Here is a 17426-nt window from a genome sequence, read left to right on the forward strand (position 1 = left end):
GAACATCAAGAAAGGATGTGTAGATCATGCGCTTTTCATGGAAACGGAACTTGATCGTGCTTTGGGTGGGTGTCTTTTTTTGTAGTACGGCGTATTCGATCTCTATTCCGTTCCTCTCTATTTTTTTGAGTGACGAGCTTGGGGTTACGAATCATTTGGAAATTTGGTCTGGGGTTAGCTTTGGCATAACCTTTCTAGCCAGCGCTTTAATTTCTCCCTACTGGGGTTCCCTCGCCGACAAATATGGTCGGAAGCCGATGCTTATTCGCTCGGGCTTCAGTTTGGCAGCCTTATATCTGATTAATTACTTCGTGCATGATCCTTACGTCTTTCTGATCGTGCGCGTACTACAAGGATTGCTTGCTGGATTTGTTCCGGCTGCGATAGCCATGGTGGCTACGAACACACCTGAGGATAAGACCGGTTATGCGCTGAGTATTATGTCTACAGCCGGAGCAACGGGCAGTATCATTGGTCCATTGATCGGCGGTGTAGTGAGCTTTTACACAAGCAATCGGGTTGCTTTTTTATTCTCAGCAGGTATTGTACTCGTTTCGGCACTTATTGCTACTTTTTTTGCTAAAGAAGAGAATTTTGACCGATCTGCTCCGAGGTCTCATGTAAGTGATGATATCAAGGAAGCGCGAAGCAATCGCGCATTTATGACTTTGCTATCGCTGGCGGGGATAAGCACCTTTTCTGTTATGATTCTGGAGCCGCTTATTCCGATACATCTGCTAGACATGGGAATCGCCAAAAGCAGCGCCTCGCTAAGCTCAGGAATTGTATTCTCCGCTGTGGGTATTGCTACTGTGCTAATGGCTCCGCAGTGGGGGAGAATCGGAAGCCGGAAGGGCTTCGGGATGATCTTGTTCATTGGATTAATCGGTGGAGGTATCGGTAATATTCTGCAATTCTTTGTTACAGGGTATGTGGAATTCGCCGTTCTTCGTTTTGCCTACGGCTTGTTCTATGCAGGTGTGCTTCCATCTGTAAATGCAATGATTGTACAAGTGATTGAGCCTGGGTTTCGCGGACGTGCTTTTGGTCTCAACCAAGCGGCATCTCAACTCGCGACAATGGCCGGGCCTATTATAGGCGGTTTACTTGGGGCTTTTATCCAGATCCGCTGGGTGTTTGTGATCAATGGGGTGATGCTGCTTGTAGCAGCGGTATTGGTTAAGACCCGTAAGCTGGATTCCCAAATTGCAGCAGCGCGTTCAGCAGAATAACCGGCAGCTCAAGAGTAACCCTTACGGAGGAAAGTGCTCATATTGAAAAACAAATAAAGCCGCCGGATCCTAGCCCGGCGGCTTTATATAGTCTAATCTCCCTGTGATCCATTTAAGACGTCCGTTCCAGGCATGCCATCTACTGGTGGTGAAGCAGGGTCGATGATGGATCCAGGATACACCTCATCTGCATCAGGAATATCTTCCAATGGCGGATCCTCCTCTTCCATTTCTAGCAGCTCCTCGTCCTCAGCATTATCGCTACTTGTTAGTCCTGCCGTTTCAGCGGCGAGGAATGCATCGGATTCCAGTAAGTCATTTCTTTCGAGTGTTTCCTCAGGTTGGTTTAAACCAATATCCGCCGCCAAATATTTATCGCCAACCAACACGGGGTCGGCATCTTCATTGACAACATCCTCTACATCAATATCAGCTTGTATATAACGTTCATATGCAAAATCGGCTTCAGTTTTATTAGGTGTATCTTCCATAGCCGTTCACTCCCTCGGTAGGTTAAGATTTGGACTTCTCATATGTATCTTTACCCGATTGCCTATGATCGAATCGTTTTATAAATAATCAGGGAAATAACGCCGATAAATAACGTCTTTTTTCGAGAAAATTTACAAGAATAGGCAGGGATAGTGCGAAGGTTGTCGAAATTAAGAATCATATATGATCATTTAAACAACTAATGAATTACTGAGGTGCTACGATGAAGTTGCCAAAACCAAAGATAGCGGCTACTTTGCTATTATTTCTATTGCTAACAGCAATAGTGCCTTACGGTGCGGCGATAGTGAGTGCTGGATCATCAGACTCTGCGCTGCCAAGTTGGGAGATTAGATTTGGAAATACAGAAGCAGAGACTGTCGAAGAAGCTGTAGCAGCTTCAGATGATGAATGGATTCGCGTAACGCCTCATAATCACAAACCAGAGATGCCAAAAGGTACATCCTCAGCGTGGCTCCGGTTTTCTTTGCCGCAAATGAGCGAGAAATCCGCGTTATTCATTAATAAGGTATATGGAAATAGCGTCAAAGCTTATGTGAATAACGCGTTAGTATATGATTCTGAGAATAAATACAATTTCAACGGCAGCAAAATTCTAATTCCTTTATCCACAGAAGATGGAGGAAAGGAACTATACATATGGACACACGGAGGAAGCAAAGATTTAGGAATAGAAGGCGAAATAAGAGTAGATCGCTACAGTGAGCTGTTGTCCATTTATGTGAAGCAGGGCTTAATGGATATCATCATTGGGATGACGTTTATCTTTATAGCTATTGTCCTGTTTATTTGTTCATTATTCTTGAGAAAAGGATTTTTTACGGCCGGATTTTTGTTGGTGTTAATTCTCTTATCCATTGGAGTCATAGTGGTTACGTATTCTTCGTTTTTGCCGATCATCCTCGGAGATTATGGGAAAATCGTGCTTGTATTCTTTGATTTAGCATTGTACACCTTGTTGCCATCAGTAACCTTTTATTTTGAGAAAATATTCGGTTCAGGGAAAAAACAAATCGTCACCCGATTCCGTAAGTTTCAATTGGTTTATTCTATATTCTGTCTTTCACTAATGGTTATTAATATCCTTCTGTCGTATCAGCTGGAAGACTTTTATAGATTCATGACTGCTGATATTCTAGGCATCATTATGATTGTGCAATTTATATTATTGGTAAGCTTAGCGTTTATTCATACTTATCGCGGCAATGGGGATGCTATTGTTTTTACTACAGGATTTACAATCTTTGCATTTATATCTCTTGTCGAATTGATCGTATACTACATATCCAGAGAATCCTATCAATTATATTGGTGGAAGTGGGGGATGATGGTTTTCGTATTATCCTTAATCGTCATTCTGGGGAGAAGGTTTACGAGAAACCATGAACAACTCGTTGAATATTCTCGTAAGCTTGAGACGTTTAATAATGATTTACAGCGTTCCGAGAAAATGGAGATTATAAGTGAATTGGCAGCTTCTGTAGCGCATGAGGTACGGAATCCTTTACAGGTAACCCGTGGTTTCCTTCAGATCCTAGGAGAACGCTCAGATTATAAGGAGAGGGAGTATATGCAGATGGCTATCGCAGAACTGGATAGAGCTACGGTTATTATCTCAGACTTCCTTACCTTTGCTAAGCCAGGGCTAGAGACCATTGAGAGGCTTAATGTATCCGAGGAGTTACGGCATGTGTCGGGTATTCTCGCTCCGCTTGCGAATTTGCAAGGGGGAGTCATTGAACTCAACCTGCAGTCGGAACTCTGCGTAATTGGATCATCTGCCAAATTTAAACAAGCGTTTATTAATATTATAAAAAATAGCATCGAAGCTTTGCAGGATAATGGACTTATTAGAGTTACTGCCTGGAAATCCGAAGCCCATGTAATGATTAGTGTACGTGATAATGGAGAAGGGATGAATGGTAGTGAACTGGCCCGATTGGGTGAGCCCTATTACTCTAATAAAACAAAAGGAACAGGACTTGGACTTATGGTAACCTTCCGAATAATTGAGGCGATGGAAGGGACAACTGAGTTTCATAGTGAGAAGGGGGAAGGAACGGAGATTATCATTAAATTGCCAACGGCTAGAAAAAATTAGGAGAATTTAATGATTATTCCGTTTTTTAGAAGGAAAGGGTAGCATAGTGAGCGAAGTAGTAACACACAGAATATTGTTTCTGAAACTTCCTTCTGAGGTGCCTATATGCGCTTGATGGTTAGAATACTCCACATTACAATCACCCTTTCACTCCTCCTGATAGGTTGTGGCTCTATTATTGTATCGGCAGCGAACCCAAATCCATCCCAAGAAATTACAAAGTGGCAAATGAAATGGGGGGATGAAACAGGAAATGCAGGACAAGAGATTCCGTGGAGTGAAGGCCAGCAAAGCTGGATGAACGTAGATTCTAAGAAGGAACTCCCAGAGTTACCTTCAGGAGTATCCTCTTCTTGGACCCGCATTTCCTTACCCGATTTAAGTTATGTGTCTCCTTCGGTGTATATCGATACTTTATATGCTCTTCATGTGAGAGTGTATGTGGAGGATCGTTTGATCTTCGAGGAAAATCGTAAATATATCAAGGATAACTATTCTCTGCTGTTGCCTTTAAGTAAAGAAGATAACGGGAAAACACTATATATCTGGACAGAAACCATGCAAGACAGAATTGGAATTAAAAAAAGTGTAATGATCGGTGAACATAGTCAATTAATTAATGAATATATTGAGAATGGACTAAGTGATGTGATTTTGGGCTGCGCTTTTTTTCTGGTGGCTATCGTTCTATTTATAAGTGCTCTATACATAAACAGAGATTATTTCTCCAGTGTTGCTTCACTAGCAGTGGTTATAGCGGCTACCGGAATCCTTTCTATAACCTACTCCCCCTTCATCTATACCTTTTACAATAAATTGGGGCCAATTAGTAACGTTTGCCTAGACTTAGCCCTTTTTTCACTTCTCCCAGCGCTTACCTTTTTATTTGAGAAATTATTCGGTAGTGGTAAATTCAGTATCATTCGAAAATTTCGTCAATTTCAAGTGCTTTACTCTTCTTTTTGTTTGTTATGTCTTTTAATCAATCTCCTTTCAAATAATCGCTATATTGAGTTCTATTATTTTATTTCTACCACCATTATAGGGGTTATCCTTATCCTCCAATTCATCCTGCTGATCGCATGTGTGGTTATGTTCTCTCTTAAAGGAAATAAAGATGCTATTGTGTTTGCCATTGGATTTGGAACCGCTGCGTTTACTGTAGTTGCAGAGCTATTATGGTATTACATCCAAAAAGGGAATTATGATTTGTTCTTGTGGAAGTGGGGGCTGGTTGCTTTCATTATTTCCTTGATCGTAATTCTGGAACGAAGATTAGCCTATAACCATCAACAGGTTGTTAATTACTCTAGAGAACTAGAGCGTTTCAACAATGAATTGGAGCGTTCGGAAAAAATGGAGATCATTAGCGAGCTTGCTGCATCCGTAGCTCATGAAGTAAGAAACCCACTACAAGTCACCCGGGGATTTCTTCAGCTGCTTAGCGAGAAGTCCGTTAACGAAGAGCAAATTTATATGTCAATGGCCCTAAGTGAACTAGATCGTGCATCCAATATTATTACAGATTTCTTAACCTTTGCTAAACCAGAATTTGAGACAATCTCTAGTCTGAATTTATATGATGAATTCAAGCATATTGAGAGTATTATGCAGCCCTTGTGTCACATCAATGGAGGAAAAATGATTCTGGATGTATCCGGCCAATTATGGGTAAAAGGAAATTCCTCGAAATTTAAGCAGGCGTTCATTAACATTATCAAGAACAGCATTGAATCATTCAGTGAAGAAGGGTTCATTTATATGTCGGTGTACGGTGAAGATAATAAAGTGATTATTCACATCAAAGATAACGGGGAAGGAATGGACCCTGATGTTCTGCACCGACTCGGAGAACCATATTTCACCAAGAAAAATAAAGGAACAGGTTTAGGATTGATGGTCACCTTCCGCATCATTGAAGCTATGCAAGGTGAAGTGAGATTTACAAGCAAAAAAGGAGTAGGAACCGAATCCATTACCATACTGCCATTGGCAGAAGCTCCGGATGATTCCTACTCCCTATGAGGTTAATCCTGCTGTCTTACCAAGAACCGCGTGGTGCTGCGGTTGCTTTCAATACATCTGATGATGGACTTGGTGGGATTACAAGATAGAATTCATTTGAACCTTCTTCAACGGCTTTCAAGGTAACGCTGTCGGGAATGATTACGCCTAGCGCTTCTTGGAGAGCTGCTTTTGGATCTGCGAGTAGTCTTTGCTTAAAACTTGGATCTTCCCATGCCTTTTGAATGACTTGATTTCTAAGAACTGCTTCTGACATAATAATCACCCTTTCCAAAATGTATATATTTACCTTTAATAATATAACATAGCAATTGTGCTAAATCTATTCTTTTTATTACAAAATAATAGATTTATTGTATATTTTTTGACAAATAATAAAACAAGCCTCCACCTTGTAAAAGCTGCTTTTCTGCTTCGATAGAATCTGAGATCTGTTGTAAGTTCGTCACCAACATGGAGTGGAATGCTAGGAGATGAGGTATATCTAAGCTGGAAGCCATTACTTTGCGATGCGTATCCTGCGCTAGCTCAGCATAGGTACGTAGTCCGTTTGCTGTAAACAGGAAGAATTCGACCTCTTTTGATGTGAGTGTGGTTGCTTTATCAGTGGATAGATAGCTTCGTGTGAGTGAGAGGAGACAATTATAGCTGCCTTCTGATAAATCTACGTTCCAGTCTTCATAGTCGTCAAGCATTTGCAGTGTAAGTAGAACAGAGTCGATCACTTCCTCAGACTGCGGTACAAGAGAATCCTTACCAGATAGCAGAAGGGCAGCGGTACTGGATAGTTTGAGTGGACTGGCTTTATAAGGGATCTTGATCCGATCATTAAGAAAATAATCACTGGTGGTTTCATTACTAACACTGTCTGCCCATTGAGCGATATAACGATTGAACGATGTCCAGAAAGAGGAGTCATTCGGAAATAAAAGTCTGTAGATATTCAAAAATTCAACATAGAGTAGGTTCGCTAAAGGTAATCTTTCGTATGTAGAGGATTCTTTGCTGTCCATCAGGTCATCCTGTATGAAAAAATATAGCATGAAGAAGACATTGCCCATCGACATTTGACGGGTAATTTCTGCTGAGAGCCCACAGCTTTTCTGAAGCCAAAAGGGTAATAGATAACATATGTAATTTTTGTGGCTTTCCGCATTGAATACGTTAAAATGTTCAAGATAGGACATGCCTTGTGAATTTAGAGGCTCAGGAAATTCGGAGATAATCTTTCTACTTTCTTGAAATACTAAGCGGAGTTCTTTTTCGTAATCATTTAGCCAATCCATTGCATCCCTCCTACAATAAAATTGCAAAAAACTGGTTCTTTCGCCCTGATTATATCCTTCTCTTTATTCCATTACAACTAAAATTTAGGAGGTTTAAGGACGAATGGAGTGTTATACTTTTGGACAAATGCTTATGACTATTCGAATGGGGCAAAAGGCTGAAACGCCAGACGGCCGCATTGTGATGCGTACCTCTGCGGGACTTATTTGGACCAATGGGATATTGAATGGAAAAACAGTAGAAATCAAAGATTATTTGTTCTCTGATCTGTGGCAAATCTATGAGGATGAGGAAAGCATGAAAGAGGGAATCGGCAGAGAAAAGCATGAAAAGCGGGAGCGGGAAATGCTTGAAAATCAATATGAAGAGCTGCGCATAGCGAGTCGGAAACATTAAATTCAACGTTCGACTCGCCAATTGCAGCTAGGATGAGGAAATTACTTCGATTTCAATGCTTCGTATTGACCTCTAAGACGTAGAAGTCTCCAAATACTTTGATCTAAGCCACCGAGTCGGTTGCGCTCGGTCCACAATAGACGATATTGATGAAGTAGAACATTCAAATCATTGATTTGCTCCGTAATCAGATTAGGGTCAATCGAATCTGGCGCGGATGCCAGCTGCAGTTTAATTCTTCCAAGCTGCACAGCGTGCTTCACAAAATGGATTCCGTTACTCAGTTCCTTAAGAACAAGATCAGCATCAGCACATTGAAGATCAAGCCCCGAGAGACGTGCCTCGATAGAGAGCATGTATTCTTCGAGATTGTTGAAATGCTCTTCGGTAAGTTTCTCTACAATTAACAAATTGTCGAGATTAGTACGAAGAAGCAGGGACATTTCCGTATCATTTGAACGAATAATCTCGGACTCAAGCTGATAGTAATTGCCGAGATCGAGAAGTAATTGACCAATACCCTCGGAACGATCCGCGAAGATGAATGTATTTAAATATTTTGCAGTGTCTACATCTAGATTGTTATCTACATTCCAGGAAAGCGCAGCACCATAAACATATCCAGTGTAGCTGATTGGGAGATGCTGCCAATGCCCGTGATCACCCCAATCGGTAATGAGATAGCCGATAGAACCATTATTTTTGCCATGAATAGCTGCACTACGCAGATTGGCAAACATATTGTCGCTGCGCCCTGTAATGGAGTTCCATGAGCTGGTACCTGGGCAGACATAGAAAGGAATGCCTGCTTCACGGAATTTTAGGGTATCCGACTCAAAAGGATGTTCCGCACTGTAACCCCATTCCATAGCAATAATATCTTTAGGCAGGTGAGGGATCAGTTCGGGATGTTGGATAATAATATCGCCCCAGAATTGCATCGTCTTGCCGCGTTTCGTAACAAGCTCATAAATCTTCTGAAGAAAAGATAAATAGATCTGACCTTTGCCTTGTGATTCAGCCAGCGCTTTGCTTTTGCCAAGACCAAGCTCATACGTCTCATCACAGCCTACATTAAATTGATTAGAGGAGAAGTAAGGAAGCAGATCATCGAACATTTTTTCTAGCAGAGGGAGCACGGCAGGATCTTCGGTATCAAACGTACCGGGATGCATGAATAGTCCTTCTGGATATACATCCCCCATGTACAATTCCTTGGGAAGCATAAATCCCTCTGGAATTTCGGCTAAAGCATTGAATTCAGGACGGGAAAGCCAGCCTTCCATATGTCCAAAGCTGTTCTGGTTTGGAACAAGCTCAATATAACGCGCCTTACAGTAGGCATCTAGAAGCAAGATTTCCTCTCCTGTGATTGGAGTCTCAAGCTCCCACACTTGAGGGAAAGATTCGTACGCGAACGGCGTACCTTCTATATATAGCTGAAGCTGGTTCATCTTCAGATCGGCCATAAGGTCAATGATTCGGTACAAGGTTTCTTGCTTTGGAATTTTATTGCGGCTGATATCAACGGTTATCCCTCTAGCTCCAAAATCAGGTTCATCGCGAATATGCAGATGAGGAATAGATCTGCCGCTTTGTTCAATGATTTGTTTCAGAGTGGCTACTGCGTAGAAGGCACCGACAGGTGAGCTATAGGAGACAACGATACCGTTCTGATCAACAACTATTTCGTATGCCTGCTCAGATAATGACGGCACATAGCTAAAGATACAAGCGGATACGACCGTTGGACGTGTGCCAATAGATAAGGTCAAATGAAGATTTAAGGCTTGTTTAATCACAGCTTGCAGCTTTTGTGCAGCAGGCATTGAACTTTCCTCTCCCGTACTAGGAAGCACAATGCTTCCGCTTATTGGGAAACGGTATGAGTCCTGTGACAATGTGATTTCACGCGGATTAGGCAGAAGCAGTAGTGTAGAATGATTAAGCATAGCGTGGACACCTCTTATTCATGTAGAATATGATCAACTTCACAATAACCTTATCACTACTAAACAGAGGGGGGAATGTCTATAATGTCCAAGCGCATGGATTATATGATCAGTCCATATCCAATACGAATTATTGATCCGAAGGTTGAGTCCTCTAAGCTGAAGCTTAAAAATATTAGAGTAGGACAAGCCGGCCATTTGCCTGGAAGAACGTTATTCCGTTCAGGCGTAGTTTTTGAACACTGGGCTATTGTTTACATAGTATCTGGTGGTGGCACCTATATGGAGACTTCGGGGAAAGAACAGCAGGTGCGTGAAGGCAGCTTATTCTTTTTTCGCCCCGGATACAGTTACAATTTCGGCCCGCCACCTGGAGGGAGCTGGGATGAATATTATATTAATTTTAATGGGACACGTGTATCGGAATGGCTAGAGTCGGGTCTAATCGCTGGCGGGAATGTGTTCCAAGCGAATTCGATCATGGGTCTTTCGACCTTATTTGAAGAGGTACTACAACGAATGGAGAGTGGAGAACCTGCAGATGCGGATCGGGCCGCACTACTCGTTGAAAGGATGCTATTGGAGTGTTCTTTTATAATAGAAGAAAAAAGTTGGAATGCTCAGGCAGATTATATGCGTCAGATTCGGGAGGACCTGAATTTATGCATTTATGGTGAAATGGACCTAGAGCAAATTGCGGCAAAACATCATATCTCGATGTCTACCCTTCGTCGTCTTGTTCGGCGTAGTAGCGGGTATCCGCTTCATGAATATATTCACCGTCTTAAAATGGCTGAGGCCAAAAAGCTGCTTCTAAATACCCCATTACAAGTAAAAGAAATATCGGGCATGCTTCATTATAATGATCCATTCTATTTTTCACGTTTATTTAAAAAATATATGGGGATTGCGCCACAGCTTTGTCGTAGTAACATTTAAATCGACATCATACTACTAGAGTCCCAATGTGAATTGTTATAATTATATAATTGTTGTCGTTTTATGAGATATGTTAAAAATTATGGATTAATATTACATAAATACGTTAGTTCTTTATAACTATAGTGGATAAAATGACAAATTTTAGGTATAAAATCTTCTAAAAAAATAATAAATTTTTTGTAACTATTTTTCAAATGGAAGCGCAAACATGGGAAATGTCAGCTTGTTATTGTGATTTTTCTCATGTATGATGCTTTTATCGAGCACAGTACAATCTCGCATTTTCCAAAAAAACTGGAGAATAGGGTGGTGGGATGAAAATCAAACCAACTGCAGAAGACAAACTGATTGAGTATTACAGGTACTTCTCTTTGTCCCTCACATCGCTCATGTATCTTCTAGATAAAACGGGACCTTCCGTAATTTATAAATCCCTTGTTATTGCCATACTCTTTCTGTTTGCACAAACGTTCTCATTTTTTTATCGGAGGTTACGAAGCAGGCCAAAGACTCTCGTCCTGGCTGTTAGTATAGAGATGGTGGGAATTATTGCATTGACTTTGTTTACCGGTGGGTACGAGAGTTCCTTTAGGCTCTATGTGCTAAACCCTGTATTGATTGCTGCAGGCTCATTGTCCATTTATTTTGGATGGTCGCTGCTTTTAAGTTACATCAGTATTTTTGCGGTGCTCTGTTATTTTTTTATCAATTCTGCGAACAAAACTTTTTTGGAAATTGTATTTGTAAATGGGAATCTGTTTCTAACACTGGTACTTACGGTTATAATAATGCAGATCGTTAATCGGATGAAGCGGCAACGTGAAGAATCGAATGCTCGCACGAAAGAGACGATGGAGCATATCAAATCGCTGTACCATATCGTGGAAACCTCAAGCCAACATGATTTCATGAATATCGGTCAAGTGATCACCGATTATGTTGTTAAGCTAACGAAGCTAGATAAGGCTTTGTTTTGGTTCGCCAAGAAAAGCGGAGAACCAGCACCGCAGAGCAGGCAGACCGGCTGGCAGCAGGAAGAGGAACAGTTCTTATTCTCAGAACTGGGCAAACATGAACATGAATGGAGATTGCAGCGAGAGCCTATTTTTAGAAATCTTCCGGGATTAGGAGATTTCCTGCTGATGCCTGTACGGATGAGCACCCGATTTGTAGGGATGATTGGACTCAAGCTGGAGTCTACAGAGGGGCTGGAAGGCCGCAGATGGTATATTCAACAATTGATATTCTTATCTGAGCTAAGTGCGAATATTCTTGAAAGGCATGAGCTTGGTGTGATTGAGAACCGGTTGATCATCACGAACGAACAGAACCGGATTGCGGATGAAATGCACGACAGTGTATCCCAAAGCCTTTTTGGTATTGTGTATGCGACGCATTCGCTGAAGGAATCGTGGAAGAGAATGTCAGATCATGAGCTAGAAGAACAAATTGAGCTTATTCATGACTCTGCTACAAAGGTTGCTAAAGAACTGCGGATCACGATCTACAGTCTTAGCTCCAAGAAGAGTGGCGGGCCTACATGGCTCGGTATGGTAAGATCACATTTAAAGAGCTTATCTAGATTAAATGATGTTGATATTGAATTAAAAATAACGGGAGATGATTTCAGTCTCCCTTATCCTTACCACAAAGCGCTTTTTCGGATTATCTCCGAAGCCACTGGTAATGCCATCAGGCATGGTGCTGCCAGTCGAGTGGATGTAGAACTGTCTCTGAAGCCGACTTGGATTCGATTATTGATTTGTGATAATGGTGTTGGTTTTGATACTGATTTGTTATGGATTGAATCCGAAGATAGTGCGAGTGGGCTTGGCATGAAGAATATGCAATATTTGACGCAGTCGCTAGGTGGCGACTTCCAGCTGTCCAGTAATGAAAATATGGGAACGAGAATCTTGATTTCCATTCCTGTGGGTGTAGCTGAATTAAAGAATGCATAAACTTTAGGGCGGGAGGTCGTTTCTAATGAAAATCGTCATTGTAGATGATCATCCTCTAGTTAGAAGAGGGCTGGCATCCGTTATTTCGATGCAACCGAATGTGAAGTTTGCTGGAGAGGCGACGAACGGCCAAGAAGCGCTTCTTGTGATTGAGGAGACGCAGCCTGACCTTGTACTCATTGATCTTAAGCTAGCGGATGAATCAGGACTTGATGTCATCAAGAAAGCGCGTGCTCGTGGAATCGTTAGTAAGTTTATTCTGCTGACATCATCTGCAAGCAGAGAGGATTTTCTGAAAGCTGAGGAAGTGCTGGTAGACGGATATGTACTGAAAGAGGCATTGCCAGAAGAGTTACTATTTGCTATCCAGTTGGTCCATAAAGGAAGAAAGTATTATGATCCTGGTCTGATGGAAGATAAGATGCGAATGAGTGAAAGCAGTCCGACAGATGAATTGACCCCGAAAGAGAAGGAAGTCTTAATCGAACTAGGACAGGGCGCTTGCAACAGAGAAATTGCCTCACGTCTTTTTATTAGTGAATTTACAGTGAAAAAGCATGTCAGTCAGATTTTAGCGAAATTACAGGTGGCAGATCGTACACAGGCAGCGCTTTACGCAAATGCTGTCGGATTGACCAAATATGAAATGTCTTATGAGTGAAAGTTGAACTAATTTATAAGCATTGTACATAAACACGGACTCGATGTCCGTGTTTTTTTGTGCGTCAAAACTTAAATTAGCCCTAAATATGGCGCTAAAGTATACCTCACCCCCCTCTTAAGGAGTACAACGTCTTACTCCAAAGTGAAGAGGAAAGTGATGATATGAGCCATGTGGCGAATGGTGTGGATTGATAGAATTAAAGCAACAACTGAAACTTTCATGAATGCTTTCAGAATGTAATTTTAGCGGAAGGAGGGTTACTGTGGAAAAGACGATTCTGGATTACATTAACCTGATTAAAAAAAGGTTTTGGCTCATCATGGTGTTCGTTTTGATCTCCTGTGCTACGACTTACTACGTTAGTAAAAACTTCGTTGAACCCGTCTATTCCGCTTCCGGACAGCTGCTTGTCAACAATATTGCCAAGGCTCCCGAGAGCAACAATCTTAACGATTTGAGCTTTAGCCTGAATTTAATTGAGAGTTACAAGGAAATTATGAAATCACCGACCATCATGAAAAGCGTAATAGAAAATCACCCGGAGTTTGGTCTGACGGCTGATGAACTAAGTCAGAAGCTTGAGATTAAAACTTCAGAGAAGAGCCAGGTGATCAACCTCAATGTTCAGGATGAAAACTACACCAAAGCTGCCGGGATCGTAAATGCGGTTTCGCAGACATTCATTCGTGAATTGCCATCGCTGATGAGGGTAGACAATGTGACCTTGCTGACACCGGCCGATCCGACTGATGTTCCAGGGCCCTCGAACGGCGGGTTTGCGATGAATCTCATCATCAGCTTTGTTGTATCGCTTATGGCAGCCCTAGGAATTATTTTGCTGATGGAAACTCTTAACGGCACATTAAGGTCTGAAAAGGAAGCGGAATATGACCTTGGTCTTCCGGTAATTGCTTCGATCGCAACCATTCGTAAACGCGATTTGGGTAAGGCAGCAGGCGGCAACACAAGAGTGAAGGAGGGTGCTTATGTTGCGGCTAAATAAGAGTCTGGTTACGGATGTTAATCCATCCTCGCATATCTCGGAATCGTTCCGATCGCTACGCACATATATACGCCAGCTTGGAATAGCGCAGGGTAGCGGAGGAAAAGTGCTACTCTTTACGTCAGCAGAAGCTGGAGCAGGCAAGACGACGATTTTGTCAAATCTAGCGGTGTCTTTCGTCCAGGATGGCAAGAAGGTAGCGGTGGTGGACTGCAATCTGCGACATCCCGGTCTTCATACAGTGTTTGAAGTAGAGGGTAGTGACGGGCTTGCGGCTTATTTAAGTGGGCAAGAGGAGGCGGATAACATCGCTGTCCTCGGAAATTTGGCCAATCTTTCGGTCATCCCGGCGGGTAAAACGCATGTTAGTCCGCCGGATTTGCTAGGTAACCCTAAAATGACCGCTTTGCTCGAGGAACTAAAAGAAAACTACGATCTGATCCTGCTGGATTCTCCTTCGGCAGTCGACTTCAGTGATGCTCGGATATTGGCGCCTCAAGCGGATGGTGTGATCCTGGTGGCCAGATACGGAAAGTCTAAACGGGAATCGATTCGCAAAGCGAAGACGCTGCTTGAACAGACCGGCTCTAATCTAATCGGAATTGCCATGAACCAGGCGAAGTAAATGTTTATGCTTTCGAAGTAAGTTTTGCTCGAAGTCAAATCATTGAAGCTAATGCTCACAAAACTTAAGTTTAGGCTTTCGAAGTGAGTTTTGTACGAAGTCAAATCATTGAAGCTAATGCTCACAAAACTTTTAGGAGGTAAAGTGCGATGAAAAAGGTAAAAAAAGTAATCATACCCGCGGCAGGACTAGGTACGCGCTTTCTTCCTGCAACGAAAGCCATGCCTAAAGAAATGCTTCCGATTATCAATAAACCGACCATTCAATACATTGTTGAGGAGGCTATTGCTTCCGGTATTGAAGATATCATCATTGTTACCGGTAAAGGTAAAAGAGCCATTGAGGATCATTTTGACAATGCGTTTGAGCTGGAGTCTAGGCTTCTGGAAGATGGAAAGCTGGATCTGCTTAAAGAGGTTCAGCGTTCAGCCAAGGTAGAAATTCACTATATCCGCCAGAAAGAACCGAAGGGTCTGGGGCATGCCGTATGGTGTGCAAGACGGTTTATCGGAGATGAGCCATTCGGTGTCATGTTAGGCGATGATATCGTCACAGGAGCTGTACCTTGCCTTAAGCAGCTGATCGATCAATATGAAGAAACACAAAACTCGGTTATCGGAGTTCAAGAGATTCCTGATGAATTCACGAATCGCTACGGTATTATTGAACCGGATTTGCAGGACGGTAAATTGTATCGGGTTAACAATTTTGTAGAGAAGCCGCCACTAGGTACGGCACCTTCCAATCTGGCGATCATGGGCCGTTATGTGTTTACTCCGAAGATCTTTAAGTATCTCGATTTGATGGAAGAAGGCGCTGGCGGAGAGATCCAGTTGACAGATGCCATTCAAAAGCTGAATCAGAGCGAACGGGTATATGCCTATAATTTTGACGGAACAAGATATGATGTCGGCGAGCGGCTTGGATATATTTTGACAACACTTGAATTTGCACTGCAAAGTGAAGATTTGCGCTATCCGGTGATGGATGCAATGGCGGAATGGCTGAATAAAATGGGACAAACCAGCTTGAGTAGTTAAGTTGAGTTCGCAAAATTTTAGATGAGGAGGATGAGCATGCAAAAACTGCCGGAAGACTACGAGGCGGTCCTGCCGAAACTTTACATGCTGCATACCGATGAGAGAAGGAAAGAAGCGGAGTCCTATTTGATAATGAAACGGATGATCGATATCTTTTTTTCCGCTCTTGGTCTTCTCGTGTTAATGCCATTATTTGTTGTCGTGGCGATTCTGATCAAGCTGGAGGATCCGAAAGGAAAGGTGTTCTTTCGGCAAAACAGGGTTGGGAAGAATGAAAAGCAGTTCCCGATGTATAAGTTCAGATCCATGGTTAGTAACGCTGAGGAGTTAAAAGAAAACCTGATGGCCTATAACGAAGTGAGCGGTGCCATGTTCAAGATTAAGAACGATCCACGGATCACACAGATAGGGAGATTCCTGCGCAAGACGAGCATCGATGAGCTACCTCAGCTGTGGAATGTGCTGATAGGTCAAATGAGTCTGGTCGGTCCTCGTCCTCCGCTGCCTGAAGAGGTGGCTCAGTATACGGAATATGACAAACAGCGTTTGACGGTTACACCAGGCTGTACCGGATATTGGCAAGTAAATGCCCGAAATAGTGTCGGCTTCGACGAAATGGTACAGCTGGACTTAACCTACATCCATATTCGGAGCACCATGCTGGATCTAAAAATCATTGCTAAAACCGGACTGATGTTACTCGGTTCAAAAGATGCTTATTAATAATGTGGAAATTAGGTGAATGCCGATGCGTGAATACGGAGACGTTCCTAAGCTTTCCATTATCATCTGTACCTACAACAGAGCACCTTTATTGATCAAGACGCTTCAGTCACTTTTAAAGCTAGATCACTTAGAGCAGGCGGAGATCATTGTTGTGGATAACTGTTCCAAGGATGATACTGAAGCTTGCGTCAAAAAGTTTATAGGAAAGCATGGAGCTGATGTGAATATCCGCTACATGATGGAGCCGATGCAGGGGCTTTCAGCGGCTAGAAATACAGGAATTCTGGCTTCCAAATCGCCGCTGATTGCCTTTCTCGATGATGATGCGATACCTTGCCAGCGATGGATAACAACGATTGTCAGTACTTTCGAGAGTAAACCGGAGGTCATGGCTATGGGAGGCAAAATCGCTCCGATATTTGAAAGTAAACGTCCGGAATGGTTGATTAAACCCTTTGAGCTTCCGTACACGATTGTTGATTTAGGTAGCCGGATTAAGGAATATCCCAAGCAACTTCATCCTTGTGGGGCCAATATGGCGATGCGGAAGCTCGTATTCGACATCAGTCTTTTTCCCCTAGATCTCGGAAGAAAGGGTGATTCTCTGCTCTCCGGTGAAGAGACCTGGTTATTCGGACAGATTCAAAAAGAAGGGCATTCCATCCTCTACCATCCGGAAATGGCGGTTGACCATTTCGTTCCGGCGGCCCGTTTAACGGAAGATTGGATTATGAGGCGCTATTATAGCCAAGGCATCTCTAACGCTATGAAAAGCGAAGGACTAAAAGGCAAGCTGCTTCTAGTGGGAAAGACAGCCGCTAAGCTCGTGTATATCCTGGCTGATTCTATCCTCTCAAGAAGTAAAGGAAGAAGGCTTTTGAACAAATGCAGGCTGGAGAGTATTCGTGGAACGCTTCATATGATTCTCAATCGGGAGAGGCATTCCGCAGCGGGGTGAG

At 42.6% G+C, this 17426-nt stretch carries 16 protein-coding genes; 12 read left to right on the plus strand and 4 right to left on the minus strand.

What is annotated here, in order from left to right; all coding sequences use genetic code 11:
- Positions 1–26: 26 nt before the first annotated feature.
- A complete protein-coding gene (locus tag MKX41_RS29200) occupies positions 27–1232 on the plus strand; it encodes an MFS transporter (protein WP_076283887.1) in 1206 nt (401 codons plus the stop codon).
- Positions 1233–1324: 92 nt separating this feature from the next.
- Here the strand turns inward: MKX41_RS29200 and MKX41_RS29205 are convergent, their stop codons facing one another.
- Positions 1325–1723, minus strand: coding sequence for a hypothetical protein (locus MKX41_RS29205; protein ID WP_076283888.1), 399 nt, complete (start codon positions 1721–1723; stop codon positions 1325–1327).
- Between the two features lie 224 nt (positions 1724–1947).
- Here MKX41_RS29205 and MKX41_RS29210 point away from each other — a divergent pair, with 224 nt between their 5' ends.
- Both MKX41_RS29210 and MKX41_RS29215 read left to right on the plus strand, forming a co-directional pair.
- Positions 1948–3846, plus strand: a complete 1899-nt coding sequence (locus MKX41_RS29210; RefSeq protein ID WP_340974262.1) for an ATP-binding protein — start codon at positions 1948–1950, stop codon at positions 3844–3846.
- Between the two features lie 105 nt (positions 3847–3951).
- Positions 3952–5871: a sensor histidine kinase gene (locus MKX41_RS29215; RefSeq protein ID WP_076299133.1), complete on the plus strand. Its 1920-nt coding sequence runs from the start codon at positions 3952–3954 to the stop codon at positions 5869–5871.
- Positions 5872–5887: 16 nt separating this feature from the next.
- Here the strand turns inward: MKX41_RS29215 and MKX41_RS29220 are convergent, their stop codons facing one another.
- Positions 5888–6127 (minus strand): NHLP leader peptide family RiPP precursor, encoded by a 240-nt coding sequence (locus tag MKX41_RS29220; RefSeq protein ID WP_170880314.1) that lies wholly within the window; start codon positions 6125–6127, stop codon positions 5888–5890.
- A 94-nt stretch (positions 6128–6221) separates the two neighbouring features.
- The gene (locus tag MKX41_RS29225) at positions 6222–7157 is read right to left on the minus strand and encodes a hypothetical protein (protein ID WP_340974267.1); all 936 of its coding nucleotides are present in this window, start codon (positions 7155–7157) and stop codon (positions 6222–6224) included.
- A gap of 103 nt (positions 7158–7260) precedes the next feature.
- On the opposite strand from MKX41_RS29225, the gene MKX41_RS29230 reads away from it, so the two are divergent.
- Positions 7261–7554: a hypothetical protein gene (locus MKX41_RS29230; protein WP_076299135.1), complete on the plus strand. Its 294-nt coding sequence runs from the start codon at positions 7261–7263 to the stop codon at positions 7552–7554.
- 41 nt (positions 7555–7595) lie between these two features.
- Here MKX41_RS29230 and MKX41_RS29235 read toward each other — a convergent pair whose 3' ends face one another.
- Positions 7596–9506, minus strand: a complete 1911-nt coding sequence (locus tag MKX41_RS29235; protein WP_340974270.1) for a family 20 glycosylhydrolase — start codon at positions 9504–9506, stop codon at positions 7596–7598.
- A gap of 84 nt (positions 9507–9590) precedes the next feature.
- On the opposite strand from MKX41_RS29235, the gene MKX41_RS29240 reads away from it, so the two are divergent.
- The 8 genes from MKX41_RS29240 to MKX41_RS29275 all read left to right on the plus strand — a co-directional run bounded on the left by MKX41_RS29240 (position 9591) and on the right by MKX41_RS29275 (position 17425).
- Positions 9591–10445, plus strand: a complete 855-nt coding sequence (locus MKX41_RS29240) for an AraC family transcriptional regulator (RefSeq protein ID WP_076283894.1) — start codon at positions 9591–9593, stop codon at positions 10443–10445.
- Positions 10446–10762: 317 nt separating this feature from the next.
- Entirely contained in the window at positions 10763–12409 is a 1647-nt protein-coding gene (locus MKX41_RS29245) for a sensor histidine kinase (protein WP_042185158.1), read from the plus strand.
- A 25-nt stretch (positions 12410–12434) separates the two neighbouring features.
- A complete protein-coding gene (locus tag MKX41_RS29250; protein WP_042185164.1) occupies positions 12435–13070 on the plus strand; it encodes a response regulator in 636 nt (211 codons plus the stop codon).
- 265 nt (positions 13071–13335) lie between these two features.
- Entirely contained in the window at positions 13336–14076 is a 741-nt protein-coding gene (locus MKX41_RS29255; protein ID WP_076283895.1) for a YveK family protein, read from the plus strand.
- Positions 14060–14701, plus strand: a complete 642-nt coding sequence (locus tag MKX41_RS29260) for a CpsD/CapB family tyrosine-protein kinase (protein ID WP_042185169.1) — start codon at positions 14060–14062, stop codon at positions 14699–14701. Before MKX41_RS29255 ends, MKX41_RS29260 begins: the two co-directional genes overlap by 17 nt.
- 149 nt (positions 14702–14850) lie before the next feature.
- Positions 14851–15741, plus strand: a complete 891-nt coding sequence (gene galU / locus MKX41_RS29265) for a UTP--glucose-1-phosphate uridylyltransferase GalU (RefSeq protein WP_042185171.1) — start codon at positions 14851–14853, stop codon at positions 15739–15741.
- Positions 15742–15771: 30 nt separating this feature from the next.
- Entirely contained in the window at positions 15772–16464 is a 693-nt protein-coding gene (locus tag MKX41_RS29270) for a sugar transferase (RefSeq protein WP_042124430.1), read from the plus strand.
- A 25-nt stretch (positions 16465–16489) separates the two neighbouring features.
- Positions 16490–17425 carry a glycosyltransferase gene (locus MKX41_RS29275; protein ID WP_339268993.1) on the plus strand — a complete coding sequence of 312 codons (936 nt, stop codon included), beginning with the start codon at positions 16490–16492 and terminating at the stop codon, positions 17423–17425.
- The last annotated feature ends 1 nt before the right edge of the window (position 17426 follow it).

Source organism: Paenibacillus sp. FSL R5-0475, from assembly GCF_038004585.1.
Classification (GTDB): domain Bacteria; phylum Bacillota; class Bacilli; order Paenibacillales; family Paenibacillaceae; genus Paenibacillus_AQ.